The sequence below is a fragment of the Methanohalophilus halophilus genome, assembly GCF_001889405.1.
Taxonomy (GTDB): Archaea; Halobacteriota; Methanosarcinia; order Methanosarcinales; family Methanosarcinaceae; genus Methanohalophilus; species Methanohalophilus halophilus.
The window spans coordinates 829050-855409 of sequence record NZ_CP017921.1; the positions used below are offsets into that span (position 1 = coordinate 829050).

Below are 26360 nucleotides of genomic sequence, written 5' to 3' on the forward strand. Positions count from 1 at the left end.
CCTTATTTGTTCTTTGAAGTGAATGCTTCGGTCAGGGCCGCTATATCTCCACTGTTAGAGGTGTTGGTGACTACAATCGTGTTGCCTTCCCGGGCAACCTCGGCTATTGTCTGCAACTCCCTCAATTTTATTGTAGTGGGCACTTCCTGATAGAGCCTAGCGGCGTCAAGCAATTTCTGGGCAGCCTTGTACTCTCCATCTGAAAGTATAATACGGGACCGTTTCTCACGCTCGGCCTCAGCCTGTTGGGCAATGGCCCTGAGCATCTTTTCATCAACACTCACATCCCTCAGGGTGACCGAGGTGACCTTTATTCCCCATGGATCGGTGGAAGCATCCAGTATCTCCTGTATGTCCTTGTTGACCTCCTCTCTTCCAGAAAGAACTTCATCAAGTTCGATTCGGCCAACTACATCACGCAGGGTTGTTTGTGCCAGCATTGAGGTTGCATACTTGTAATCCTCAACTTCTGTAACTGCTGATTCGGGTTTGAGGACTTTGTAATAGATGACTGCATCCACTGCCACTGTAACGTTATCATAGGTGATAACTGCCTGTTTCGGGACATCTATTGTTACGATACGCAAATCTACCTTGACTGCAGTATCGATAATAGGAATTATGAAAAATACACCCGGACCCTTCACTCCGCTAAATCTGCCCAGCCTGAAGATGACCACTCGCTCATACTCCTTTACCACTTTGATGGATTGGGACAGGATTATTACTAATACGATTAATGCAGGAATTATATATTGTTCTACCATGCTAAACTCTCCCTTTATGATACTTTGCAAACAATACTTCTAAAAGTTATTGGTGGGATGGATGGAACAGGTTGAGATCTTACTATTGTAATTCTCTGTAAGTAGATAAATTTAAACTGCCAAATAGTATCTTCTCTTTGCAGCAACCTACATAAACAAGCAGGTCAATCAGCAACACAGATACAATGAAAGAAAAATGCAGTGAATGTGGCGGAACTGGTGCCCGTGAATCCTCTATACAGAAATGTCCTGAATGTAAGGGCTCCGGGAAACCCAAATCAATGAATCTTATGGAACTTTCAGAAAAAGATGTAAACAGCTTCCTCAAAGGAAGTTCCGTATGTGAAAAATGCGGTGGCAGCGGGGAAGTTGAAATAAAGGACCCATGTCCTTCCTGTGGAGGAGAAGGATTTCTTTACAGCTGTGACCTATGCGGTAAATCTATCGACCATCTGATAGACGGACGCGAGATATGCAAATCATGCAATGAGGTAAAGGTTGTCCATCTGCTGGATGACTCCTGTGACATGAACGAGCTTTCTGTAGGAAAATATTACCACGCAGAGGTAAACAACCTGGCATCATTCGGGGCCTTTGTGAACCTGAATTCCAATCTGCGCGGGTTGATCCATTCAAGCAACATAAAGGCCAAACTTGAACCCGGGGAACGGCTGGTCGTAGAGATAAATGAGATCCGTTCCGACGGGAAAATGGACCTGCTACCACGAAGTGTTGGCGAGCATAAAGTCGTAGAAGTTGAAAAGGAAATGCCGGTGCGTATCTCGTCTGAATTGAAGGATTATGTGGGTAAACTTGTGCGTATAGAAGGAGAGGTGCTCCAGGTTAAACAAACCGGTGGTCCCACCATTTTTGTAATTTCTGATGAAGGCGGGGTAATTCCCTGTGCAGCCTTTGAAAGTGCAGGGGAGCGGGCATATCCGGATATTGATTCGGATATGGTGGTCTCTCTTACGGGTGAGGTCAACCTCAGGGGAGAGGACCTGCAGCTTGAAGTCAAGAGCATGAAGCAGCTCAAAGATGAAAGAGAACAGACTGTCAGGCAACGCATAGACCGTATACTTGACCAGAGGGCGGAACCTTCTGATATAGAATTCCTTGTCAAAAGCAAGTTTCTTGAAGATCTGCGTCCCGCGATGAAAGATGTTGCCCGAATTATCAAAAAAGCTATCCTCAGATCACGCCCGATTTTGTTGCGCCACCATGCTGATGCTGATGGCATGACTGCCGGAGTGGCCATTGAAAAGGCAATCCTGCCTCTTATTCGTGAAATCAACGGTCAGGATGGAGAATACTATTTCTACAAACGTGCTCCTTCAAAGGCTCCATTCTACGAGATCATGGATGTGACAAAGGATATTTCCTTTGCTCTTGAAGATGCGGATAGGCATGACCAGAAACTGCCGCTTGTTGTGATGGTGGATAACGGTTCCACAGAGGAAGACGTACCCGCGATGAGACAGGCATTGATATATGGTATTGATATGGTTGTTGTGGACCATCATCATCCGGACAAGATCGTTGATGATTACCTGCTGGCTCATGTAAACCCTGCTCATGTGGGTGGGGATTTCGGCCAGACTGCCGGTATGCTTTCCACAGAGGTTGCACGGATGATCAATCCTGAAGTCACTGAACAGATAAAACATCTGCCTGCAATCGCTGCTGTGGGTGATCGCTCGGAGGCCGATGAGGCCTATCAGTATATTGATCTCGTTTCTTCCAGCTATTCCCTGGAAAATTTGCAGGATATTGCCCTGGCCCTTGATTTTGAAGCCTACTGGTTGAAATTCAACAGCGGTAGGGGAATTGTAAATGACCTTCTCAATTTTGGTGATTCCACCAGGCATAAACAACTTGTAGATCTGCTGTGTGAGCAGGCAAGAGCTATGATGGATGAGCAACTTGAGGCATGTATGCCCAATGTCAAATCACAGCAACTGCCCAACGGTGCTATCATGAATGTGCTTGATGTGGAGAACTATGCTCACAAATTCACATTCCCTGCTCCTGGAAAGACCTCCGGGGAAGTTCATGACAGGATTTGCAGGAAAAATGAAGGCAAACCCATCGTTACGATTGGCTATGGGCCGGACTTTGCAGTCATACGGTCCCGTGGGGTTAAGATGAATATCCCTGAAATTGTCAGAAACCTCCATGAGGAAATTGTCGGTGGAGGGGTGAATGGTGGTGGACACCTTGTTGTCGGAAGTATCAAATTTGTGGAAGGAATGCGTAAAACAGTCCTATCCAAACTCGTGGAAAAAATAGGCCAGTATGAAGTGGATACGGAGATTTAATATCTCCTTTAATCCACTCTTGCCAGTTTAATAAGTGAATTCACCGGGACTCCGGTGATTGTTTCTGAATTTTTCTTGTCAATAATGACCGCAATTGCCACCGGGTTGGATCCGCTTTTCTTTATCTGTTCAATTACATCGGTAATCGTTGAGCCAGATGAGACCACATCATCTACAATAATGCAGTTCTTCCCTTCGACATGCCCGAAATTTCTGCTAAAAATTCCTGTGTTTTGATCCCTCTCTTTCTGGCTGTCATATCCGTGGAATATGGAAAATTCGACACCCAATTCCTCGGCAATCATGGTGGCCATGGGTACACCGCTTAATCCGATTCCCACTACCATGTCTGCCATCTGGTCATTTTTATCAAGGGATTCGAGTACCATGTCACACAGGGCCTGTGAAATATAACGCAGGCGGAAAGAGCTTTTACCTATGGCACTCCAGTTGACAGAGATGTCCTTGGGTGCAGGGGCTTCAGCACCTCTTTTACCCCGCATGAGAAGCCATGTGACAGTATCCCTGGAAACATTAAGTTCATTTGCGATCTGGCCGGTAACAAGACCATTGGATTGCAGTTCGACTGCTTTTTGTATAAGTTCTTCTATATTCTTCATATTATCCCCACGTGCTGTTTTATGATATTTATTTTCCTATACATCCTTTATAATATTATATCTTTCTTTTACGTATTTTCTTGAGGGGGGATCCACAGATAGGGCATTCTTCACCATTGTCAAATCTTTTCATGCACCCGGTGCATTTTTTCCCCCAGATTATTTTGTCCTTTATCCTTGATTGGGATATGGGCTCTACCTTTATGCCAATCATACTTGCCACATTCTGCACAGCATAATCATCTGTCATGAGGACAGCATTTCTCCCATATTCCAGAGCTTTTGCCAGCACATCGATATCGGTCCCGGAAAGTTCTTCAAGATCGCCTGTACCTTCTGCCTTGCTCACGATTTTTTTCCTAAATACAGGATCTGGTTGCTCAACCTTTGCCCCGGTTTCAAGGGCGATCAACACTTCCATGCTTGTGTATTTTGCCTTAGTTTCATCGATTACTGCAGGTACTGTAACAAGCTGGCGGTCCCTGCCCTTTCGATTGATGAAAACGCCGGTGTCTGCTATGTAAATTTTCATGAGGCTAGATATGTTAAAGGAATATTAAAATTAAGCCCGCCTCTTCAGGATATTATATCGGTAAGGGGCAAGATTCCTTTAATTTCCAGCCCATTTTCGCCAATATTAATCTCATGGATTTCTTTCTTATGTTTTGAATTGAAGTTCTTGAGGACGATGAGGCCTTTTTTCAAATGTAATTTATCCGCTACATAACAGGTTGCTATGGTGCTGTCAGCATGCAAATTTTTGCCGGCTTCACCTATTGTCGGAAGTCCGGATGATATGGTTCCTGTCATCAGGAGTGTGATATTTGCATTTTTGTATTTTGCCACAAGGTGCTGGATAAAGCTAGTCCCTTCCATAGTTTTCATATGTTTTTCCACGTCATCAACAAAAATCCTTGTTGCATTGATCTTTTCTACTTTCTGCTGAATTTCGTGAAAATGCCTGGCAAAATCATTTGTGGAGAGTTGTAATATTTCGATATTTCCTGTATGAATATATTTTTCAAGATCCATTCCTGCGGACTCAGCACGATTCAGGATGTCATTTTTGGTTTCATTAAATGAAACGATGATGCCCCTTTCATCCTGCTCAGCTCCCTTATTTACATATCGGATACCCATCAGGGTTTTACCTGTGCCGGTGGGTCCCCCTATATAATTTGCCGAACCTACTCTCAGACCACCACAAAGCATATAGTCCAGCCCGCATAGGCCGGTTTCAAGTAGCTTGCTTTCTTCGCGCCTGGATATCCTGTCCTGCCAGGGAAGTACTGTTATTCCTTCACTGGTTATGGAAAAACTGTGTTTGCCCGGGATGTATTCCTGTCCCCGTAGTTTTAGCACTTCAAGATAGCGATTTCGCTGCTGCCTTTCTTCTTTATTTGTAAGATGTATTATCCCGTCTGTTACATATCCCAGAGTACTTTCTTCAATTTCCTTTTCTGACATCTCTCCGGTAACAAGTACCAGTGAATTCCATTTTTTCATTCTTTTGAAAAATTCATAGTAGAATCTTCTTCTGGTATTCTTGTCGAAACTACATCCTATGATGGTAATGGGATCAATAACGATGATCTTTGGTTTGATTTTTTCAATGGAATCCTCAAGATTCCACATGAAGGAATATATCCCTCGATCGAGGGTTTTGATATCAATGGATATCTGGTGTATGTTTCCTCTGGAGATCCGGGATACGTCATAATGGCTCAATCTTGACACAAAGTTATTCACGATTGTGGCCGGTTCGTTGACCGAAGTAACATACAGGCAAACTTTCCCTTCTCTTGCACTTTCACATAATGCCTGTAATGCAAATGTGGTCTTCCCGCTGCCTGCAACACCAGCTATAAGGGTTGCAGAAGGGCAATTCCAACCTCCCTTGAGTATGCTGTCGAGGCCCTGGATGTGGGTGGTGACTTGTTGCATTAGATGCTCCTTTATATATTCATCTAAAATATATCTTTTATTTTATTTAAACCTCATTCCTCCCGGTGTAAATGTATTAATACAATCGTCCAAATAATGCCACCTCAGGTGGATATAAATGGACATTCTACAAGCAAAGGAAAGAATAGTGGATTTCATTGGCGAGAAATGTGAGGATGCCGGTGTAACCGGTTCTGTTGTAGGTATCAGCGGGGGGGTGGATTCTGCACTTGTGGCACATCTGGCAGTGGAAGCACTTGGTGCTGAGAATGTATTTGGGTTGCATCTCCCTGAACTGAATGTCACACCACCGGAAGATGTACTGGATGCAACCGAGGTGGCCAATGGGCTCGGGATTGAATTCAGGACCATTGATATTGGGGGAATAGTTCAAACATATCTTGCAAATATGCCAGGTTCTGATCCCGCTAACAAATACGTCAACGGCAATCTGAAAGCCAGGATCAGGATGTCCATTCTTTACTATTATGCCAATCTTGACAGCAGACTTGTGGCAGGTACAGGGAACAAGACCGAAATCTTGTTAGGTTATTATACCAAGTATGGCGATGGCGGAGTGGACCTCGAACCAATCGGGGACCTCTATAAAACTGAAGTGTTTCAAATGGCGGAAATGGTAGGTGTTCCCGGGGGAATCATTGATAAATCCCCCTCAGCCGCTCTCTGGGAGGGCCAGACAGATGAAAAAGAATTGGGCCACTCCTATGCTACTATTGACAGCATCCTGATAAAAATGCTTGCACAAGAGGAGGCCAGTGCAGTGGCATTAGAATGCGGTGTCCCAGAATCCGAGCTGGACAAACTTCTCCAGCGTGTCGATTCCAATATGCACAAAAGAATGCTACCTCCTGTAGCTGACCTTGCAGATATAAGGACTTCGAATTACCTTGAAGGGTGAATATCCTTTCCTTCTTTCCGGATAAGAGGCATCGAAAGATGCCTGCGGGCACAGGGGGGTACCTCATATATTCCGGGTTTGATCTCTCTTTCAACTTTGGACCTTGCGGCTTTATCTGCCCGTGTTTTGCAATGCCTGCATCGATATCCCTGTCCCTTCCCGGCGGATTTCATACTCTTTTCACATTTGGGGCACAGGGGGTTGACCTTCCTGTATTTTTCCGTAAGTTCGATCACATCAATTTTTTCAATATTAAGTGTCTTATTCTTGACACTTCCGTATATTGTTATATGATCTCCCGGGAGAAGTTTGCGAATTAGTTCCCGGAAGTTTTTTGTGGGTTCAAAAGCGGCACATTCCATTTCCTCTCCCTCTTTGTCCCTGAAAAGGAATAAGGTGTGTCCTCCTTCAATTGTACGGGGGTTTGAAGCCACAAACCCCTGGATTATATATGATTCCATGTCCTGCAGCTTGCTGATACTTTCTGCTGGAATCAGATGCATATCGGTTCCCTGGTTTGTCTTATATATTGCATGCCTTTCGGTAACCTCTCCCTCTATCATGGAGGCGGCATGGGAGATGTATTCGGGTGTCTTTCCCCGAATTCCATAAAGGACAGGATCTGGTGAATGAGGCACGCAGACTACCATATTGTTTGCAATATCACGGTTGTCCCATGTATGGGGATAGGTGGCATCATCTGCCCGGATTACACTATTTTCATTTACAAATCGCTGTGTGCCCCATGCTTCTTTCTGCCTGTATGAGAGGTATTCATAAGTGTGGTCCCACTCTTCTTCCAGCATGGCACCGCAGCCGGCCAGTGCTCCTATCAGCCCACGACTGTTTTTGTACCCTCTTCCATCAAGTTCGTATTTTTCAACGAGGCCTTTTGCTTCCTGGATTGTAATTACGTGTTGTACAGCACGTTTGAAAAAGGCGGTCAGGGCAGTTTTAACTTCATCATTGTTATTTTCGAGAAAGACCACACCTGGATTTGTATTTTCATCCTCCATCTGTGCCAGTTCTTCTATTCTCTGTATTACATGTTTTTTGATTTTTTCAGATTCAGATGTTTCTATTTTGATTGCAACTGCAGCATTTCCCCGTGTTTTGAAGGGTATGGTGGGATTCAACCTTATAAGCAGGGGCAGACCGGCGGGCTTTCCATACGCTTTAAGTTCATCCATCAATAGAGCACCCAGGTATGTGGTGCACATCCCAAGACTGCGGGAATCTGTATCATCAAAGCTTATAATCATGTTTTTTCTAATCATGCATTTGTGGGTGGATATATTTATATAGATGTGCAAGGACATTATAGTTTGTCATGACAAAAGACATTCTAATACATCAAATCATTGATGTACTGGAAAAGAGTAATTTTACTGTATCTAGCCGCTGTAACATTAGACCTCGTAGTTTTGATCTGGCGGCAAGGCAGGATGGTGTACTTCTTTTCTGTAAGGCATTATATAATATTGATAGCCTGAATGAAGAAACAGCATCTGAAATGAAAGCATTGGCAGGATATCTCGGTGGTACTCCGATGCTTATTGGGGCAAAAACGCGTGATCAGATGCTTGAAGATAGCGTAGTCTATGTCCGGTATGAGATTCCTGCTCTAAATGTCCAGACCCTTTATGATTATTTTGTAGAAGGCATACCTCCTCTGATTTCAGCGGCTCCCGGTGGTCTCTATGTTTCCATTGATGGTGATGTGTTGCGGGATGCCAGAAGTCAACTTTCGATGTCTATTGGTTCCCTGGCGTCACATCTGGGAGTATCCCGGCGTACTATTAGTAAATATGAGGAAGGCTGCATGGATGCTTCTATTGATGTTGTACTCGAATTGGAAGAATTGCTTGATGTGGCGCTTGCAAAATCCATTGATATTTTGGGTCCGTTTCACCGTTCTCGTCAGGAACCTGATGAAAATGACACCTTAAAGCCTCCTACAGATGGTATCCTGAGTTTCATTTACGGGCTCGGTTATGATGTACTTTCAATATCCCAGGCACCTTTTAATGCAGTATCCAGGGACTGTTCCACTACTTTCCTTACCGGAGTAAGTAAATACAGCAATGCCATGATAAAGCGAGCTCATTTGATGAGCAATATATCTACCATCACACGTACAAGATCGGTTTATATCATTGAAGGAGAGAGTAAAATTACATCGGTAGAACACACAGTCCTGATTGAAAGAAAGGAATTGGATTCCCTTTCGGATTCTGAAGAATTGGATGATCTTATAAGTGAAAGGACCAGTGCGACTGTTGATTATTGATTTTTGGATTGTTTTTCCAAAACTATAATATATGGCAATTCCCTTAGGATGGGCAATGACTCTCAACATTGCAGTCCTGATATCCGGCAGGGGCTCTAATCTACAGTCAATTATTGATAATGTAGAAAGTGGTTACATCCCAAATGCCTGTGTCAGTGTGGTTATAAGTGATAAAAAGGACGCTTATGGTCTTAGAAGGGCTATGGACCAAGGCATAAATGCTGTTTTTATCGACCCGGCTGCTTATCAATCCAAAGAAAATTTTGAGAATGCACTTCTGGAAGCTCTTGCAAAATTCAGTACGGATGTGCTCTTACTTGCCGGTTTCATGCGAATCCTGGGTTCCAATGTGATAAAAGCCTACAGTAACAGGATAATGAATATCCATCCTGCCCTCTTGCCTTCTTTTAAAGGACTGCATGCCCAGAAACAGGCGCTGGATTATGGTGTAAAAATCGCAGGTTGCACTGTACATTTTGTTGACGAAGGGATGGATTCCGGCCCAATTATTCTACAAAAAAGCGTACCTGTACTTGATTCAGATACAGAAGACTCCCTTTCTGAAAGAATACTTGCACAGGAACATATCATTTTCCCCGAAGCAGTTAAGTTGTTTGCCGAAGGAAGACTGGACGTAAAAGGAAGACGTGTACATATATTATAATCATCTCATAAATTCAAAGATACAAGGAGGAACAATATGTCTTATATTTCAGAAACAGATCCCGATATTGCCAGAGCACTGGAGCTCGAGGCCGAAAGACAGGACTATAAACTCAACCTTATAGCATCAGAGAATTACACAAGCAGGGCGGTAATGGAAGCTCAGGGTTCCATTATGACCAACAAGTATGCAGAAGGCTACTCCGGTAAGAGATATTACGGAGGCTGTGAATTTGTTGATATTGCAGAGGATTTGGCGATTGAAAGGGCTAAGGAAATTTTTGGTGCCGAGCATGTGAACGTCCAGCCGCATTCAGGTTCAGGTGCCAATATGGCTGTTTACTTCTCCGTCCTCAATCCAGGTGACAAGATAATGGCAATGGATCTTTCACATGGAGGTCACCTATCCCATGGAAGTCCTGTAAGTTTTTCAGGTAAACTTTATGATATTGTACCTTACGGAGTAGCAGAGGAAACCGAAGAGCTGGATTATGATGCCCTCGAAGAAATGGCAAAAAAGGAAAAACCCCGGATGATAGTGACCGGTGCTTCTGCATATTCCCGCACGATCGATTTCAAGCGTTTCAGGGAAATCGCTGATTCTGTGGATGCATACCTGCTTGCGGACGTTGCTCATATAGCAGGCCTAATTGCAGCCGGTGAACATCCAAGTCCGGTGCCATATGCTGATTTTGTAACAACGACCACACACAAAACACTGAGGGGTCCCCGTGGAGGTATGGTCATGTGTTCTGAAGAATATGCAAAAGGTGTGGATAAAACAGTCTTCCCCGGTCTTCAGGGGGGCCCTCTTATGCATATTATTGCTGCCAAGGCAGTTGCGTTTAAGGAAGCTCTTTCTGATAAGTTCAAGCAGGACCAGAAACAGACCGTGAAAAATGCAAAAGCTCTCTGTGCAAACCTGATAGACCGTGATTTTGATATTGTGGCCGGTGGCACGGATAATCATCTTATGCTTATCAATCTCAACAAATATGATCTGACTGGTAAGGAGACTGAGACCTATATGAGCAATGGTGGGATTGTTATCAACAAGAACACTATACCTTTCGAAACCCGTGGTCCCTTTATCACAAGCGGTCTGCGTGCAGGCACTCCTGCAGTAACCACTCGTGGTATGAAGGAAGCCCAGATGGAAGATGTTGCTAACTTCATAGAAACAGTAATTCATAATCCAAAAGATCAGTCTGTACTGGATCAGGTAAATGCTGATGTACAGCAGCTGTGCAGTGACTTCCCGATATACAAGCATCTATAAGGTGATTTAATGGCGGGTGAAGCTAAACAGGGAATCATAGACGGCAGAGCTATTTCAAAGCAAATTGAGGCTGAATTAACAGAAGAAATATCTTCTATGAAGGCCGATGCCGGTATAATCCCGGGTCTTGCAACTATCCTTGTGGGGCAGGACCCAGCCTCGCAATTGTATGTACGACTGAAACATAAAGCATGTGACAGGGTAGGAATTTATGCGGAGGATCAGAAACTCGACGCCTCTATTACCCAGGAAGAACTGCTGGATGTGATCGAGAATTTGAACACACGTGCAGATATCCATGGTATACTGCTTCAGTTGCCCCTGCCGCCACATCTGGATGCAAAAGAAGCCATGCAGGCTATTGACCCGGCAAAAGATGTGGATGGTTTTCACCCCTATAACATGGGTAACCTGATGATCGGTGACGAGGGCTTTGTTCCCTGCACACCTGCGGGGATAATCCTCGCTCTTGAATATTATGATGTCGACATTGAGGGAAAGGATGCTGTGATAGTCGGCCACAGTAATGTAGTTGGTAAACCCATGGCAGCAATGCTCTTAAACCGCAATGCTACAGTGTCGGTATGCCATGTTTACACCAAAGACCTTAAAAGTTACACCACCGGTGCCGATATACTTGTAGTTGCAGCCGGTGTCAAGCATCTCATCAAAGAAGATATGGTCAAGAAAGGAGCTGTTGTTTTTGATGTGGGAATCACCGAAGAAGAAGGCAAGATATATGGTGATGTGGACTTTGAGAATGTTGTGAATAAAGCCTCACTTGTTACACCGGTGCCAGGGGGCGTGGGGCCTATGACCATAGCAACGCTTCTGACACATGTGACCTTTGCTGCAAAGGAAATTGAGTAATCATCCTGTTAAATATAAAATCATCTGGTAATTTCAATGGTCGTCGATGTTGACATATGTGGACTAAAGGTAGGGGACAATCATCCTGTAAGATTGATGGGTGTATTGAATCTCAGCCATGAATCCTTTTATAAGGGGTCTGTTGTCAGGGAAGATTCTCTCATTGATGCCGCTTCTGTCATGCTGGAGGAAGGTGCAAATGTGCTCGATATAGGCGGGCGTTCCACCTGGCCACTTGCAGAACCCATTAGCAAGGAAATAGAGCGGGAACGATTACTTCCTGCAATAGATGCCCTTGCAGGAAACGTGGATGCTGTTCTTTCAGTGGATACAGTGTTTGCGGATATTGCCGACCAGTGTCTTGACAGGGGCGCTGACCTTGTAAATGATGTTTCCGGTTTCACGATTGATGAAAACATGGTGGATGTGGTGGCAGACCATGCATGTCCTGCTGTTGTAATGGCCTCCCGGAAAGTGCCGGGTGACGTGCTTGGGATGGATGCAGTTATGGATTCCCTGGAGGCAATCATTGAGCTGTGTGAAGGGAAGGGTATTGATACGGACCGGTTAATTCTGGATCCTGCTATTGGTAAATGGGTCCCCGAAAAGGATCCGATATACGATTTTGAGACCTTTGACCGTTTTGAACGTCTGCAGACATTTGGTAAACCAGTTCTTGCGGCCCTTTCCCGTAAATCTTTCATAGGTGAGGTCCTGAACAAGCCTGCTGCTGAAAGATTATATGGAAGTCTGGCCGCAACCGCAATTGCTGTGCATAAAGGAGCGCACATTATACGCACCCACGATGTGGCTGCGACAACTGATGCTGTGCGAATAGCTGAGGCGATAAGGGGCAGAATTCCCTGTCAGAAAGCGGGTGAAAGGCAGGTGAGAATGCTGGAAATTACCGATCCGGATGATTCTGTAAAGGTGATGAAATCCCTGGATGTGACTTCCACCGGCGCACAGGTTATGAAAAATAAATCCGTGATGTTCAATCTGCTTGTGAGCAATATCACAACCACAGAAGCCCTTATAATCAAGCAGGAGATCCTGGCAAGAGGCGGGGATGCATGTCTTGAGCGAAATGCTGTATCACATGAGACTGAGAATACCGATCTTGTTGTAATGGGCACCCTTTTGCAGTTGAAAAAGCTTGTTGCAAAACTACAGGGCCAGGCAAGGAATTTGCCTCAGATAGCCGCGATGATGGATACAGTTCTGGATGAATATAATGATGTAAAATATCGTTATTCTTCCTGGAAGTTTGATTAATCTCTTTTTCGATTGTTTATTGTGGTGGATGACGGGTCTTTTTATACTGCTACGTTCCAAATATTATATATATCATAATACCGTGCGATATGCACTAAAAGATTTGCTGCATGCTCGTACATAAAAACCGGAATTTTATTGCAGGATTTATTTTGTCCTGTGGGTTAAATTAATTATATCTATGGATGATATCTTATTAATGAACTGATTAACTGGAGGCAATTTATTATGCAATACAGTATGGGGATTGATGCAGGTGGCACATATACGGATTCGGTTATTATCAGGGATTCGGACGGAGCAGTTATCGACTCTAATAAAGCTCTTACCACTTATCCGGACCTTCTTGGAGGAATAAGAAATTCGCTTGACGGGTTGGACCAGGAGTATCTCACAAATGTAAAATTGGTATCTGTCTCCACAACCCTGTCCACGAACACTATTCTGGAAAAAACCGGTTACCCTGTGGCATTGTTGATGATCGGGGATTATTCGATTCCTGAAGGACATTCTATTGACAATTCCATTGTAATTAAGGGAGGACATGGCTCTTATGGGGAGGAAATAGCCCCTCTGGATGAGCAGGCCATCAGGGATTATGTGAAAAAAATGGAGGAGAAAGTGTCAGCTTTTGCCATTTCTTCCTATTTTAGTGTACGTAACCCAAACCATGAACTGCGTGCAAAAGAGATCGTAAAAGAACTTACCGGGATGCCTGTGGTCTGCGGCCATGAGCTGTCCCAGGCACTGGGGGCTTATGAAAGAGGAGTTACTGCTTATCTCAATGCCCAGTTGATACCTATAACAAGTCAGTTCATAGAAACAGTTATTGGTGAAATGGAAAGGCGTAACATTAATGCTCGTCTTTTGATGCTCAAATGTGATGGTTCAGTGGTGGGTATTGATGAGGCCAAGGAAAAACCCATTGAATCCATATTTTCAGGTCCTGCCGCAAGTCTTGTTGGCGCTTCCTACCTATCGGATTCTCCTACATGTCTTGCTATTGATGTCGGTGGTACCAGTACCGATGTAGCCATGGTAAATGACGGGTTGCCCGAGATTACCGACAGGGGCGCAGTAGTGGGAGGCTGGCAGACCAAAGTACAGGCCATACGCATGGAAACCTCTGCTATGGGTGGAGATAGCCACGTATGGATCAAAGCCCAGAAGATAAACATTGGCCCTCGCAGGGTCATGCCTCTATGTGTAGCAGCTTCGAAGTGGCCATCGATTATTGATAAGCTCAAACTTTCACGTACTCCTTCCAAAATGCAGATGTGTGAGAATATCCAGCCTACCAAATTCTTTGTTAAAACGGGCAAAGAGATTCCAAACATCAGTAAGCTTGAGCAGGAGATTTTGGATAATATAGGTGATGAACCTGTTTCTGTAACTGAAATCTTCATCGACAGATTGCCTTCTCCTCTGCTATTGGACAGGCTGATTCAGAAAAGACTGGTGCAGGCTATCGGCTTTACTCCTACGGATGCATTACATGTACTCGGCGAATATGATGCCTGGAATGCAGAAGCATCCCGAATAGGTGCAAACACATTGGGCAGGTTGACTTTTCTGGAAAAAAGCAAGTTTTCCAAAGCTGTAAAATCCAAATTTGCCCATAATATGGCATTATACATAATGGCTTATCTTCTCCGGAAGGTGGATAAAGAGGAAATTGAGACAATCATTGCAAACCAGAAAGAGTTTTTCAGTCATTTCAAAGTCGATGTGCCGGTAATACTTCTGGGTGGGCCTGTAAGTGCCTATATAAATGAAGTGAATGAGTTGCTAGATGCCGACATAATCCTCCCTGAACATGCGGAAGTTGGTAATGCTGTGGGGGCACTTGTGGGTAAAGGTATCAAACGTGTGGAGATCCTGATTCGTACAGTATCCAAGGGTAACAAAACAGGCATAATGATGTTTTCCCCGCATGGCAGGCAAAAATTCCCGGGTTATCCGGATGCACTTGAAGCAGCTGAAAAACTCGGCAGGGAAATGGTGCTTGAATACATGAAAGAAGCCGGTCTGGATCGCGGAGATGTTAAAGTGGAAGTCAGCAAGCAGGAAATCAAACTCCATGAAGGTGGTGGCTTGCCGATTGAGACCAAGCTGACTTTTGTGGGTATAGGAATGCCTGAGATTGAAAAATAAGGAGGTTTGGATGCAATTATTCGCCCTCCTTTTCCCCCTTCATGAATAGAATAAGGCTAATTTTTCAAGACACTGGTAAACTTTAATACCATCTTTTCCTTTTGCAGAATGGATACCTATGATAATCTCCTCTTCCAAACCCTTTGAAGAAATCCTGGAAAACCTCGATGATTCCGGCAAGATATTTGTGCTGGGCTGCGGGGTCTGCGCCACAAAGTTACATGTGGGTGGGGAACCCGAAGTTGAGGCTATGTGCCGCAAACTACGGGATGCGGGAAAAGAAGTAATTGGTGGAGGAATTGCAAAAGCTGCATGCAGCTTTAAATCAAGGGAGAGTTTGCTGGAGAATGGTCCTGCAATTGAAAAAGCCGACACCATTATAGTTATGTCCTGTGGCAGCGGTCTTTCTGTGGTTTCCTCTCTTGTGGATGTGCCGGTGCATCCGGCAACAAACACCGATTCACTGGGAGGATATTCAGAAGGCCATGTCCGGCAAGACCTGTGTGCCATGTGTGGCAGCTGTATAGCAGATTCTTTTGGTGGTGTATGTCCGACGGCACGCTGTCCCAAGGGCCTTATGAATGGTCCCTGTGGTGGTGCAATGGAAGGAAAATGCGAGGTGGATCCTGACAGGGAATGTGCCTGGGAATTGATCTACTTAAGGCTCAAAGAGATTGGCCGGCTGGACCTGCTGGAGAGGATTTTCGAGCCGAAGGAATATTGAAGGCTGGGTATTAATATTTCCTTTTCCCGGTTCGATGAGTTTAAAAACCAATGTCACATATTATCCTGCCATGCCCTCTGCCTTCAAGGAAAAGCTGCTGTCCGATGACTTTGTAATCACCTCAGAGATATCGCCTCCCAAGGGCGTGGATGTCTCCTCGGCCTTTGAGGAAGCAGGACTGATTAAGGATTACGTGGATGCATTCAACGTTACCGACAACCAGCGTGCGGTTATGCGCATGTCTCCCCTGGCAATGGGTCACCTGTTAAAGGAGCAGGGATTGGACGTTATTATGCAGTTTACATGCAGGGATCGTAATCGTCTGGCTCTCCAGTCGGATCTACTCGGCGCTTATGCAATGGGTATGGAAAATGTCTGTATAATGTCCGGGGATTACCCGACAAAAGGGGATAATCCCGGTGCAAAACCGGTGTATGATCTTGATTCGGTACAACTGCTCGGGGCAATGAACCGGTTGGAGGAAGGATACGATATTGCAGGCAACCCGCTGGAATCATCTCCCTCCTTTACAAAAGGGGCGGTATGCAATACCGAACCTGATCAACCACTACAACTAATGAAACTCGAAAAGAAAGCACATATGGGAATTGATTTTTTCCAGACTCAGGCCGTCTATGATATCGGGCATTTTGAAACATTCATGGACAGTATTTCTCATATGGATGTACCGGTGCTTGCAGGGCTTATTCCTCTCAAATCCGCCCATATGGCCCGTTTCATGAATGAAAAGATTCCTGGTATCCGGGTAGGGGATGAACTGATAGCACGCATGGAATCCTCAACTGACCCTGCAGAAGAAGGCCTTCTAATATGTGCCGAACAAATTCGTGAATTAAGGAAGGTGTGCAGGGGCATACATCTCATGCCCATTGGCCATTACAGTCACATAACGGCCCTCTTTGAAATGGCCGGTTTACATGAAAAAAACTGATTACCCCCTCTAAGGGATTATTATGCTTACACAGATTGATCATGCCAAAAACGGTGAATTGACCGCTGAGATGCAGCAGGTCGCAGTACAGGAAAATATGGACTCTGGCACGGTACTATCCCGCGTCTTAGGGGGCAGCCTCGTAATTATGACAAGGCAGGGCAATCCTCCGGTTGCAATCGGGGAAGGAGCTACTACCAAGATCAATGTAAATCTAGGCAGTTCTGCTGCGAGTATTGATCCCTCCTCAGAGATTGAAAAGGCCCGGATTGCAGAAAAATACGGTGCCGATACCATAACCGATCTTTCAATGGGAGGAGACATCCAGCAGATTCGCAAAGCAATTATTGAAAACACCACCTTGCCATTGACTACGGTCCCTGTGTATCAGGCCGTTGTGGAATGTGGCCTGAAAAATGTCACTTCAGCTGACATACTTTCTTATCTCAGATCCCAGGTAGCTGAAGGTATAAGTTCCGTTGTATTGCACTGTGTTGAAAAACAAATGCTTGAAAAAGTTAAAGGTTCAGGCAGGCTGATGGGCATGGTTTCCAAAGGTGGCTCATTTACCAGTGTCTTCATGCTTGTGAGTGGCTGTGAAAATCCATTTCTTGAAAACTTCGATGAGGTAATGGAAATTCTACGGGATAAGGATGTGGTGCTGTCTTTGGGTAATACTATGAGAAGTGGTTGTATCCATGACAGGCCGGATCAGGCCCAGCTGATGGAGATGGAAAACAATGCAGCCCTTGCAAAACGTGCCAATGAATGTGGTGTACAGGTAATCATAGAAGGAATGGGTGGCCATGTGGCGGCATCTTCCATTCCTGAATATGTTGGGACCTATCGTTCCAAATCCTGCCATCCCCTTTTTGTGGCAGGTCCTCTGCCTACGGATATTGCCCTGGGTTATGATCATATCGCAGGTGCTGTAGGGGCAAGTATGGCAAGCGGTGCAGGTGCCGACTATCTCTGTTACATAACTCCTTCCGAGCACCTTTCCCTGCCAACCCCTGATCAGGTAAGGGAAGGTCTGGTTGCTTTCAAGATAGCGGCTCATATAGGTGACTCGATGAAATATGGTATGGCAGAAAAAGATCGTCTGCTTGCAAAAAGACGCGCCAGTTTTGATTGGGAAGGGCAGATGGAACTTGCTTTTGATCCGGACCGTCCAAGGGATTTTTGTCCGATGGAGGGTCCATGTTCCATGTGTGGGGAATACTGTGCCATCCAGATAATGGGGGAATATCTTGCAGAAGGTGAGTAAATCCCCTTCAATGCAGCTTATAGGTGTCAGGACCCCCATAATAAATTCCGGGGACAACGTTGTAGAGGTACTTTCAAAAGCTTTTGCAGAACAATCCATCACTCTGGAAAATGGTGACGTGGTAGTGCTGGCTGAATCTGCAGTTGCTACAGCTGAAGGAAGGATAGTGAATCTTTCAGACATAAGTCCCACGCAACAGGCATTGAAACTGGCCCACCGCTACAGTCTGGATCCGCGGGAAATGGAATTGGTGTTGCAGGAATGTGATGAAGTATTCGGAGGGGTTCCCGGTGCAGCATTGACTATAACTAAAGGAAATCTTTCTCCCAACGCAGGAATTGATGGTTCCAATGCCCCGGCTGGCCATGTTGTCCTGCTTCCTGAAGATGCCGATAAAAGTGCTTCAGTTATCAGGAAAGGACTCAGGGAAAAATTTGAATGTGATATCGGTGTAATTGTGGGTGACAGTCGTACCCAGCCCCTGCGACTGGGGTGTGTGGGTGTGGCGCTTGGTACCTCCGGCTTGATTCCGGTCGAGGATGCCAGGGGAGAAAGTGACCTGTTTGGCAATATCCTCCATATCACTCATAAGGCTGTGGCGGATAATATCATGTCTGCCTGCCAGCTTGTAATGGGTGAGGGTGGAGAAAGTGTTCCCTGTGTAATTGTGAGGAATGCACCGGTCAGGCTGGTGGATGAAGATGTGCCTATGCCCCTCTTTTCCAGGGAAGAATGCATGTATTACAGCAATATTCGTAATAACGGTACTTCGAAACCCTGATTCTCTCGCCAGCAAATTTATATAGGATAAAACCATGATTTTGTATGGTTGGTGCAATACCGTGCAACCTACGGTAAAGCATTTCAAAGATACTGTTGTAGATATATTTGGTAATATTCAAGGTGATATCGGATGAGTAATGTTGTATTATATGATTTCAGCGCCACCTGGTGTGGCCCATGCAAGATGCAGAAACCAATTCTTGAGAACCTGGAGAAAGAACTCGGCGACAAGGTCGATATAAAGGAAGTTGATGTGGACCAGAGTCCGGATCTTGCCGGGAAATATGGAATTCATGCGGTACCTACCCTGATCATCGAAAAAGATGGTTCGGAAATTAAAAGGTATACCGGTGTAACCAGTGCCGATATACTGAGTGCTGAACTCAAGAAATTATTCTGATACACTCCTCTTTCTTTTTTCTTCTTTTTTCGGAAAGAGTATATAACTTGTAATCCTCTCCTCTCCTGAGGTATAACAAGTGCAGCGTTTGGTCAGGATGGGTATGATGCCGTATAGGCAAAAAAACGCTCGTGGAGGTTTTAAGCCCCACCTGGCTGTAAAATTCAGAAGTGAAGAAGGAAGCTTGCGTTCTTTTTTTATTGATTCTACAAGGGTTGCGGCAAAGTATCCGCAGCCGGACGCTTATTTGATAACCCATGCCCATTCCGACCATCATGGCAGTTCAGCAATGCTGTCTGGGTGCTCAATATGTACGGAAAAAACAATGAATGCCCTGGAGGTACGGCATAGGCGTGACTTTAAAGGCAATCTGGCAGGGGAAAATGGTTTTATTGACTATAGGGGCGTAAGAATACGAACCTATCCAACCCATCACACTGACGGTTCTGTGGCCTTTGGGTGGGAGAATGAAAACGGGATGCGTATTCTTGCAACAGGTGATGTGAAAGATGCCTCTAATCTTCCCGCTTGCGATGTACTCATAACCGAGGCAAATTATGGGGATCCTGCGGACCTTTCCTGTTATTTTGAGGATGATCTGGACGGATTTTATGCGGCTCTTGGATCCCCTCAGGATGTAGCATTTGGCGCGTATCCCTTTGGGAAGGCGCAAAGGGTTGTCAGACTTATCAGGCAATCAGGTTATCAGGGGCCAATAGGGATGGATGAGAGGTCGCAGGAACTTACACAAAACCTGCTTGAGGATGCAGGTGAACTTGTTTCGATGGATGAAGGAGTCGGAGTCAATGTAGTTTCTCCGGGTAAACTCGAAGACCTTCCCCTTTATATGTCCAAATACATGATTACAGGACGCAGGGATCACCGGTTTCCCTCCATTAATATTAGCGATCACCTGGATGCTTCAGGCCTGGAAAAAATGGTTCTGGATATCGATCCTGAATTTGTGGTTGTCTATCATCCCGGGGGACATCGTCCCTCCAGATTTGCTTGTCATCTGAATTCATTGGGATATGATGCCGTTTGCCTTGCGGATATCAATAATGTTGTCAGCAATGAATTTATGTAATAGGTGGTCACCTATGAATAAACGTTTATATAGGTTATTGTGTTGTATGTTCATTTATAATATCCATTCAGGAGAAGATGCCCCTTGAAAAATAAAGCGAATAAATCAAAAAAGGAAAATAAGCCTGCTGAAGGGGAAAAGGCTTCTGCTGCAGAAGTGGCCAAAGCTACTAAGGTCATGACCCCCGAGGAGAAGAGAGCAGCTCATGTTGAGGGTATCGTGAAGACTGCAGTTGCTGCTTTCATAGGAATTTTTGCAGGTATCATAGCATTCAATGTACTGGGAATAGGAGCGGAGTCAAAATGGTATGCTATCCTTGTAATTGTTGCAATACTTGCCTATTATGCCCAGCGGTTGATTTTCCCAAAGATCAACATCGATACCAAGGAATTTGGTATGAAAGACTGGTTTTACGTAGAGTTCATAGTTGTTGACTTTTGCCTTGTCACATGGACATTACTTTTGAACTGATATCCACCCTTATCTGGCAGGTATTTTGATATGCGAATTGCAGTACTGAATAAAGATAGATGTCAGCCCAGAAGATGCAGCCACGAATGTGAGAAATATTGTCCCCGGGTCAGAACGGGCGACGAAACCATCATTTTTGGAGAAGATGGTAAACCCATAATTTCAGAAGAGATGTGTGTGGGTTGTGGTATATGTGTCAATAAATGCCCCTTTGACGCCATTATGATTATTGGCCTGCCCGAGGAACTGGATAAACCAATCCATCGCTACGGTACCAATGGCTTTGCGCTCTACGGCCTGCCTTCAGTTGAAACCGGCAGGGTAACCGGTATTCTGGGGCCCAACGGTATCGGAAAAAGTACCTGTGTGCAGATTCTTTCAGGAAACATGATCCCCAATTTTGGTGGTGAGGAAGGAAGCTGGGATGATGTACTTGAATATTATTCAGGAACCTCTATGTATGAATATTTCAGCAAGGTTGCAGAAGGCACTATAAAAGTTTCCCAGAAACCCCAGTATGTGGATATGATCCCCCAAGCTTTCAACGGTAAAACCCGGGAATTGCTTGAAAATACAGATGAATGCGGCAGACTGGATGATCTTGTGAATAAACTTGGTTTATCTAATATAATGGATCGCAATATCGGGGACTTGAGCGGAGGGGAACTCCAGAGGGTAGCGATTGCTGCCTGTGCTGCCAAAGATGCCGATTTCTACTTTTTTGATGAGATAAGTCCCTATCTTGACATTTACCAGCGTATAAAAGTGTCCCAGTTAATTCAGGAAATTTCACAGGATAAGGCCGTACTTGTTGTAGAACACGACCTGGCAATTCTGGACATGCTATCTGATGTGGTGCATGTTGCTTATGGTATGCCTTCCGGTTATGGTGTGATTACTCATCCCAAGGGAGTGCGTATTGCCATCAATCAGTATCTCAAAGGCTATCTTCCCGAGGAGAATGTGCGTGTCAGGCCGGATAGTATTAATTTTGAGGTTCATCCCCCAAGAGCTGAAAAGGAAGTTGGCACACTTGTGGAATATGAGGGCTTTTCCAAGAAGTATGATAAGTTCAGCCTCAAAGCCGATGAAGGTTCCCTTAGAAACGGTGAAGTGCTCGGTGTTGTCGGTCCCAATGGAATTGGTAAGTCCACTTTCGTAAAGGTTCTTGCAGGCGAGGAAGAACCGGATGGTGGAGAAATGGATTTTGACATATCTATTTCCTACAAGCCCCAGTATATCGTAGTTGACCAGAATCTTCCGGTTAAGTATTTCCTCAGGGGAATCTCTTCAAAGGTCGACACCAGTTACTATGAGGCAGAGATTGCCAAACCACTCCAGCTTGAAAGGCTCTATGACCGCTCCCTGACTGATCTTAGTGGTGGTGAATTACAGAGGGTTGCAATAGCAGCCTGTTTGACCAGGGATGCAGATATGTATATTCTTGATGAACCCAGTGCTCATCTTGATGTCGAACAGCGCTCTCAGGCCACCAAGACAATCAAGCGTTTTGCTGAGAACAATAAGAAAACCGCCATGGTTGTAGATCATGATATTTACATGATCGATATGCTCAGTGAAAGATTGATCGTATTTGAAGGTGAGCCGGCTGTATATGGTGAAGCCCATTCCCCGACCGGTATGCAGGAAGGAATGAATAAGTTCCTCTCCAATCTGGACATTACTTTCCGACGCGATGAAGACACGTCCCGGCCCAGGGTCAATAAAAAGGACTCGCATCTGGACAGGTTGCAAAAATCCAAGGGCGAATACTATTATTACAATCTGGATGAATAATTTTCATCCTCTTTTTGCAAGGTACCAGGTGAGAAATTCACTGTAAATGATTATTCCTGTCAGTGTAGTCCATACTATGAACAGGATATGGTAGTTATTTATTGGGACATTTCCACCATCAAGCATGAAATGCTGTATGGACAGGAAGGTTGCGGTGGGCTCAGGTACAATAATTGTTGCAAGTATAATGGGTATTGTGAGCAGCAGTATTGCAAAAAAGGACGAATACCTGAAAAATATGAACAATACAGCAACGGATAATATCAGAAAAAGGGCAATTGATATTGAGAAGGCTACTATGTCCATTTAAATCCTCTTTACTTTCAATCAACGTTTTTTATTTATATATAAGTATGCGATCAGGGGGCCGGTTACAATCACCATGAGCAGTACAGCATAGATGCCAATGAGCGTTTTTGCTCCCATGTTATCTCTGGTCGGGTGGTTTGAATCTTTCGTATGGCCGTCTGCATTGTCATCCTGTATATTTATTGTATAAGTATCGGTTTTTTCCTGGCCGGCAGTCCCATCGTCACTTTCATATTCAAGCACAGTCGCAGGTAAATGAACTGCAGGGACGTCAGGTGTCTTGATGGTGTATTCAATGGTTTTTTCTTCCAGGGGTTTCAGTTTGCCAGCCCAGGATAGCTCCCCTCCAATAACATCCACCTCATCAGGAACGCTTTCCACGACCTCCACATTCGAGGTTATGGTTCCTATGTTGGATGCTGTCAGGGATATTCTGACATGTTCCCCGATTTTAGGAGTAGTCTTGTTTAGTTTCCTGTCTATTTCCAGTTTAGTACCTTCGACTACTACCGGGAAGTTTCCATCAGAGACCACTTCATATGAATTGCCCTTATATTCAAAACTGGCAGTTGCGGGTTTGATTTCATATCTTCCTGCTTCTGTGGGCATAGCGGTATAATTGATTGTGTCACTGCTGTTAGAAGGAATAACCAAATCCCATTTTGGATTGGGCTTATCCATTAGCAGGAAAGAGGAAGGGAGGTCGTCCTGAAGATGGACAATCGTTTTTGAAGAAGCATAATTATGGATTGTGAGGTTTACCGACAAGTTGGAAGTAGTGTTTATGTTTTTTTCCATTATTTCCTTGTTGATGGATATGAAGGGAAGAATGGTAACTGTGGCTTTTGCGGAATCATCATACTCGTTGCCCAGATAATCAAAACCTTTTAGGTTAAGTGTAATTTCGGTATCTATCTTACGGGGTTGTTCGGCTATTCGAATAATCAGGTCAGTGGTGGAGTTTTTGCCGGGCTTGAGGGTTTGAGGAACATTTTTCTGGATTCCTATATCTCCAACAGGAGTTTCTGTTTCAAGGGAAATTCCCCGCAGGGTCAGCTCTCCTGTGTTCTGGATGGATGCTGTTGCATGGATCTGATTGTTGCATCTGTATGTCTCCCTGATGCCTGTGAGGTTTAGTTGAACAGAGGCTTCACCGGGGGTGTATACCTCAACCACTGCTGATGTACTATCGACATAGGATGCCCTGAGCATAATTTCCCTGTTGTATTTCAGGACATCCCCGCGTTTGAATCCCTGCTCTTGATTTTTGTTATTATGCTTTATGTCAAGATATGCGGTCTTTGTAGCTTCATCGATTGCTTGCAGTTTCACATCTGTATTTTCATAGGATACATTGTTTCCTGCACCAAGCCTGTAACTTTCTCTCAGTATCCATACTTTCTCAAACTCATGGAATGCAGCATCAAAAGTAACTTGGCCCTTGTTTATTTCTGTGACATTAACCCTTAATGTGTTTCCATGGACATATTCATTGTTGGCGCTGTCATCAACACGGAAATGCCCAACATAGTTATCATTGAGATAGAGAACTAATTCTGCGTTTCCATTCTCAATATTGTAGGGTTTTATGGTATAACTATCAATGAATGCCCTTTCCCCTTCCTTCAGAGAATAGGAACCCTGATTGACCCATATGTCCTCATGCTGGTGGTCATATGCAAAAACAGGATTGCATAGTAGTAACAGGATTAATATTGCGGGAATACACCTTGAAGGCATCTTCTCCACATATATGTTGCATTGTCTATAAAAGTTGTTATATCCCACGGTCTTCATGGTGGTTATAATTGTTGAGGCATTCGTTTACATCCCTGTGGGTATGTTCATGAATGTGCAGGTGGACATGTCCTTTGCCACCTTCTATCGTTTTTGTTAATTCGTCAACTGCTTCGTTGATACTTAAGGGCAATTTCTCACAATCATATCCAAAACATGTGAGTACCTGGAAGAGTTTGAATACATCCGGTGCCTCCAGGTTGTTATCCCTGAGTAATTGCCAGTCTGAAAATATTTCGCGGGGTGTACCTTCAGCAATAATTTCCCGATTTATGATATATATCCGGTCAACAAGTTCCGGAAGAGTATTTACTTCATGGCTTGCAATTATGGTTGTAATCCCCTCACTGTTGAGGCGATTTACGAGTTTGATCAGTTCCGCTTTGCTTCTGGGGTCAAGATTTGCAGTGGGCTCGTCAAGGATCAGGATTTCCGGTCCCATTGAAAGGACAGCAGCAATTGCAGCCCTCTTTTTCTGGCCATAACTGAGGTTATGGGGTACCCTTTCCTCAAATCCAGAAAGGCCCACTGTTTTCAGTGCAGAAGATACCCTCTTCTGTACCTCTTCTTTATTCAGTTCCATGTTGATGGGCCCAAACGCCACATCATCAAAGATTGTTGGCATGAACAGCTGGTCATCCGGGTCCTGAAATACGACTCCTACTCTGTGTATCCTTTCCTCGGTCTTGAGGCTGGAAATATCCTGGTTGAATATGCTGACCTCACCATCGGGATTCTTGATAATCCCGTTTAAATGCATGAAAAGGGTGGTCTTACCCGCCCCGTTGGGGCCCAATATACCGATTTTTTCTCCCTTTTTGACATGTAGTTCTATATCTTTTAATGCGAGTGTCCCATCGGGATATGCATAATTTAAATTACGGACACTTATTGCTTCATTCATTCAGAACACCAGGTGGTAGGTATGTAACAGGATCGCAACCGCTATAATGGTGATACCTGCCAGATAATCTTTTCCTTTCATATGAAATTCCACGATAGTGCATGGTTTGCCCGTATATCCTTTTGCAATCATTGCCTGGTATACCCTTTCAGCCCGGTCATAACTTTTGACAAGGAGCATTCCGATAAGGTTTCCTGTTATAGAAAGAGCATATTTACCTGTTGCCGGACGAAAACCCTTTGATCTTATGGCCTTCCACATCCGCTGGAACTCATCAGTTATCACAAAAATATAGCGGTATGTGAACATAAGCATCTGTACTATAGTGGAGGGTACCTTCAGGGAATAAAGGGCCTTGATGGTGGTATCAAAACTTGCGGTTGCAAGCATAATGACCACCAGTGTAACAGCTGCAATTGCCCGTAGCATTATGAGGCTTGCAAGATAGACCCCTTCATATGAAATAGTGAAATAGCCGGTTCCAAATATTCCTCTGCCTTCCACTGTAAATGGCAATATGAAAAAAAGGGGTAATAGAATTAGTACTGCCCATTTGACCCTGTGCAAAACAAACATTTTAGGTAACCCGGAGATGACCAATGTCATCAGGCTGGCAAAGAGGGCTATTAGAGCAAGGCTTAACTGGGGCAGGAAGACAAATGAAAATATAAGGATAAAAAAGGCCACCATTTTCATCCTGTGGTCCAGGGAGTGGATAGGTGAATCCATCTCTGCATAACGGTCAATATGGGGATATTCCATTAAAGTTA

25 protein-coding genes are annotated in these 26360 nt (G+C 44.5%); 17 read left to right on the forward strand and 8 right to left on the reverse strand.

What is annotated here, in order from left to right:
• Positions 1-2: 2 nt before the first annotated feature.
• Positions 3-767 carry a slipin family protein gene (locus BHR79_RS04085; protein ID WP_072561184.1) on the reverse strand — a complete coding sequence of 255 codons (765 nt, stop codon included), beginning with the start codon at positions 765-767 and terminating at the stop codon, positions 3-5.
• 185 nt (positions 768-952) lie between these two features.
• On the opposite strand from BHR79_RS04085, the gene BHR79_RS04090 reads away from it, so the two are divergent.
• Positions 953-3085 (forward strand): DHH family phosphoesterase, encoded by a 2133-nt coding sequence (locus BHR79_RS04090; RefSeq protein ID WP_072561185.1) that lies wholly within the window; start codon positions 953-955, stop codon positions 3083-3085.
• 8 nt (positions 3086-3093) lie between these two features.
• On the opposite strand, the gene BHR79_RS04095 is transcribed toward BHR79_RS04090, so the two are convergent.
• From BHR79_RS04095 to BHR79_RS04105, 3 genes are read right to left on the reverse strand one after another with little or no spacing between them, the layout of a single operon-like run.
• Positions 3094-3705: an orotate phosphoribosyltransferase-like protein gene (locus BHR79_RS04095; RefSeq protein WP_072561186.1), complete on the reverse strand. Its 612-nt coding sequence runs from the start codon at positions 3703-3705 to the stop codon at positions 3094-3096.
• Positions 3706-3760: 55 nt separating this feature from the next.
• Complete coding sequence (locus BHR79_RS04100) at positions 3761-4237, reverse strand: NOB1 family endonuclease (protein ID WP_072561187.1); 477 nt, start codon at positions 4235-4237, stop codon at positions 3761-3763.
• Positions 4238-4281: 44 nt separating this feature from the next.
• The gene (locus tag BHR79_RS04105) at positions 4282-5649 is read right to left on the reverse strand and encodes an ATPase domain-containing protein (RefSeq protein WP_072561188.1); all 1368 of its coding nucleotides are present in this window, start codon (positions 5647-5649) and stop codon (positions 4282-4284) included.
• A 118-nt stretch (positions 5650-5767) separates the two neighbouring features.
• Between BHR79_RS04105 and BHR79_RS04110 the strand changes: the two genes are divergently transcribed.
• The gene (locus BHR79_RS04110; RefSeq protein ID WP_072561189.1) at positions 5768-6568 is read left to right on the forward strand and encodes an NAD+ synthase; all 801 of its coding nucleotides are present in this window, start codon (positions 5768-5770) and stop codon (positions 6566-6568) included.
• Here BHR79_RS04110 and BHR79_RS04115 read toward each other — a convergent pair.
• Positions 6553-7830: a tRNA(Ile)(2)-agmatinylcytidine synthase gene (locus tag BHR79_RS04115; protein ID WP_072562288.1), complete on the reverse strand. Its 1278-nt coding sequence runs from the start codon at positions 7828-7830 to the stop codon at positions 6553-6555. The genes BHR79_RS04110 and BHR79_RS04115 overlap by 16 nt on opposite strands.
• A 68-nt stretch (positions 7831-7898) precedes the next feature.
• On the opposite strand from BHR79_RS04115, the gene BHR79_RS04120 reads away from it, so the two are divergent.
• The 15 genes from BHR79_RS04120 (at position 7899) to BHR79_RS10495 (ending at position 22890) form a co-directional block, all read left to right on the forward strand.
• The gene (locus BHR79_RS04120; RefSeq protein ID WP_072561190.1) at positions 7899-8858 is read left to right on the forward strand and encodes a transcriptional regulator; all 960 of its coding nucleotides are present in this window, start codon (positions 7899-7901) and stop codon (positions 8856-8858) included.
• A gap of 55 nt (positions 8859-8913) precedes the next feature.
• On the forward strand, positions 8914-9522 hold the full coding sequence (gene purN, locus BHR79_RS04125) for a phosphoribosylglycinamide formyltransferase (RefSeq protein WP_072561191.1): 609 nt from the start codon (positions 8914-8916) through the stop codon (positions 9520-9522).
• 36 nt (positions 9523-9558) lie between these two features.
• Positions 9559-10800, forward strand: coding sequence for a serine hydroxymethyltransferase (glyA, locus tag BHR79_RS04130; RefSeq protein ID WP_072561192.1), 1242 nt, complete (start codon positions 9559-9561; stop codon positions 10798-10800).
• Positions 10801-10809: 9 nt separating this feature from the next.
• Entirely contained in the window at positions 10810-11670 is an 861-nt protein-coding gene (locus tag BHR79_RS04135; RefSeq protein WP_072561193.1) for a tetrahydrofolate dehydrogenase/cyclohydrolase catalytic domain-containing protein, read from the forward strand.
• A 36-nt stretch (positions 11671-11706) separates the two neighbouring features.
• Entirely contained in the window at positions 11707-12945 is a 1239-nt protein-coding gene (folP, locus tag BHR79_RS04140; protein WP_072561194.1) for a dihydropteroate synthase, read from the forward strand.
• Between the two features lie 228 nt (positions 12946-13173).
• On the forward strand, positions 13174-15099 hold the full coding sequence (locus BHR79_RS04145) for a hydantoinase/oxoprolinase N-terminal domain-containing protein (protein ID WP_072561195.1): 1926 nt from the start codon (positions 13174-13176) through the stop codon (positions 15097-15099).
• Positions 15100-15217: 118 nt separating this feature from the next.
• Entirely contained in the window at positions 15218-15823 is a 606-nt protein-coding gene (locus tag BHR79_RS04150; protein ID WP_072561196.1) for a methylenetetrahydrofolate reductase C-terminal domain-containing protein, read from the forward strand.
• 34 nt (positions 15824-15857) lie between these two features.
• Complete coding sequence (locus tag BHR79_RS04155) at positions 15858-16775, forward strand: methylenetetrahydrofolate reductase (protein WP_234970458.1); 918 nt, start codon at positions 15858-15860, stop codon at positions 16773-16775.
• 22 nt (positions 16776-16797) lie between these two features.
• Entirely contained in the window at positions 16798-18042 is a 1245-nt protein-coding gene (gene thiC / locus BHR79_RS04160; protein WP_072561197.1) for a phosphomethylpyrimidine synthase ThiC, read from the forward strand.
• Positions 18035-18823, forward strand: coding sequence for a coenzyme F420-0:L-glutamate ligase (cofE, locus tag BHR79_RS04165; protein ID WP_394328863.1), 789 nt, complete (start codon positions 18035-18037; stop codon positions 18821-18823). Before thiC ends, cofE begins: the two co-directional genes overlap by 8 nt.
• Before the next feature lie 132 nt (positions 18824-18955).
• Positions 18956-19225, forward strand: a complete 270-nt coding sequence (locus BHR79_RS04170; protein WP_072561199.1) for a thioredoxin family protein — start codon at positions 18956-18958, stop codon at positions 19223-19225.
• 103 nt (positions 19226-19328) lie between these two features.
• Positions 19329-20312, forward strand: coding sequence for an MBL fold metallo-hydrolase (locus BHR79_RS04175; protein WP_083433110.1), 984 nt, complete (start codon positions 19329-19331; stop codon positions 20310-20312).
• 84 nt (positions 20313-20396) lie between these two features.
• Positions 20397-20783 carry an EMC6-like membrane protein gene (locus BHR79_RS04180; RefSeq protein ID WP_072561200.1) on the forward strand — a complete coding sequence of 129 codons (387 nt, stop codon included), beginning with the start codon at positions 20397-20399 and terminating at the stop codon, positions 20781-20783.
• A gap of 30 nt (positions 20784-20813) precedes the next feature.
• Positions 20814-22580 (forward strand): ribosome biogenesis/translation initiation ATPase RLI, encoded by a 1767-nt coding sequence (locus BHR79_RS04185; RefSeq protein WP_072561201.1) that lies wholly within the window; start codon positions 20814-20816, stop codon positions 22578-22580.
• 124 nt (positions 22581-22704) lie between these two features.
• A complete protein-coding gene (locus BHR79_RS10495) occupies positions 22705-22890 on the forward strand; it encodes a hypothetical protein (protein ID WP_157198644.1) in 186 nt (61 codons plus the stop codon).
• A 17-nt stretch (positions 22891-22907) separates the two neighbouring features.
• Here the strand turns inward: BHR79_RS10495 and BHR79_RS04195 are convergent, their stop codons facing one another.
• From BHR79_RS04195 to cbiQ, 3 genes are read right to left on the reverse strand one after another with little or no spacing between them, the layout of a single operon-like run.
• On the reverse strand, positions 22908-24629 hold the full coding sequence (locus BHR79_RS04195) for a COG1361 family protein (RefSeq protein WP_072561203.1): 1722 nt from the start codon (positions 24627-24629) through the stop codon (positions 22908-22910).
• Positions 24630-24666: 37 nt separating this feature from the next.
• Positions 24667-25590 carry an energy-coupling factor ABC transporter ATP-binding protein gene (locus tag BHR79_RS04200; protein ID WP_072561204.1) on the reverse strand — a complete coding sequence of 308 codons (924 nt, stop codon included), beginning with the start codon at positions 25588-25590 and terminating at the stop codon, positions 24667-24669.
• Complete coding sequence (gene cbiQ, locus BHR79_RS04205; protein WP_072561205.1) at positions 25591-26352, reverse strand: cobalt ECF transporter T component CbiQ; 762 nt, start codon at positions 26350-26352, stop codon at positions 25591-25593. It abuts the gene before it with no gap.
• Between the last annotated feature and the right edge of the window lie 8 nt (positions 26353-26360).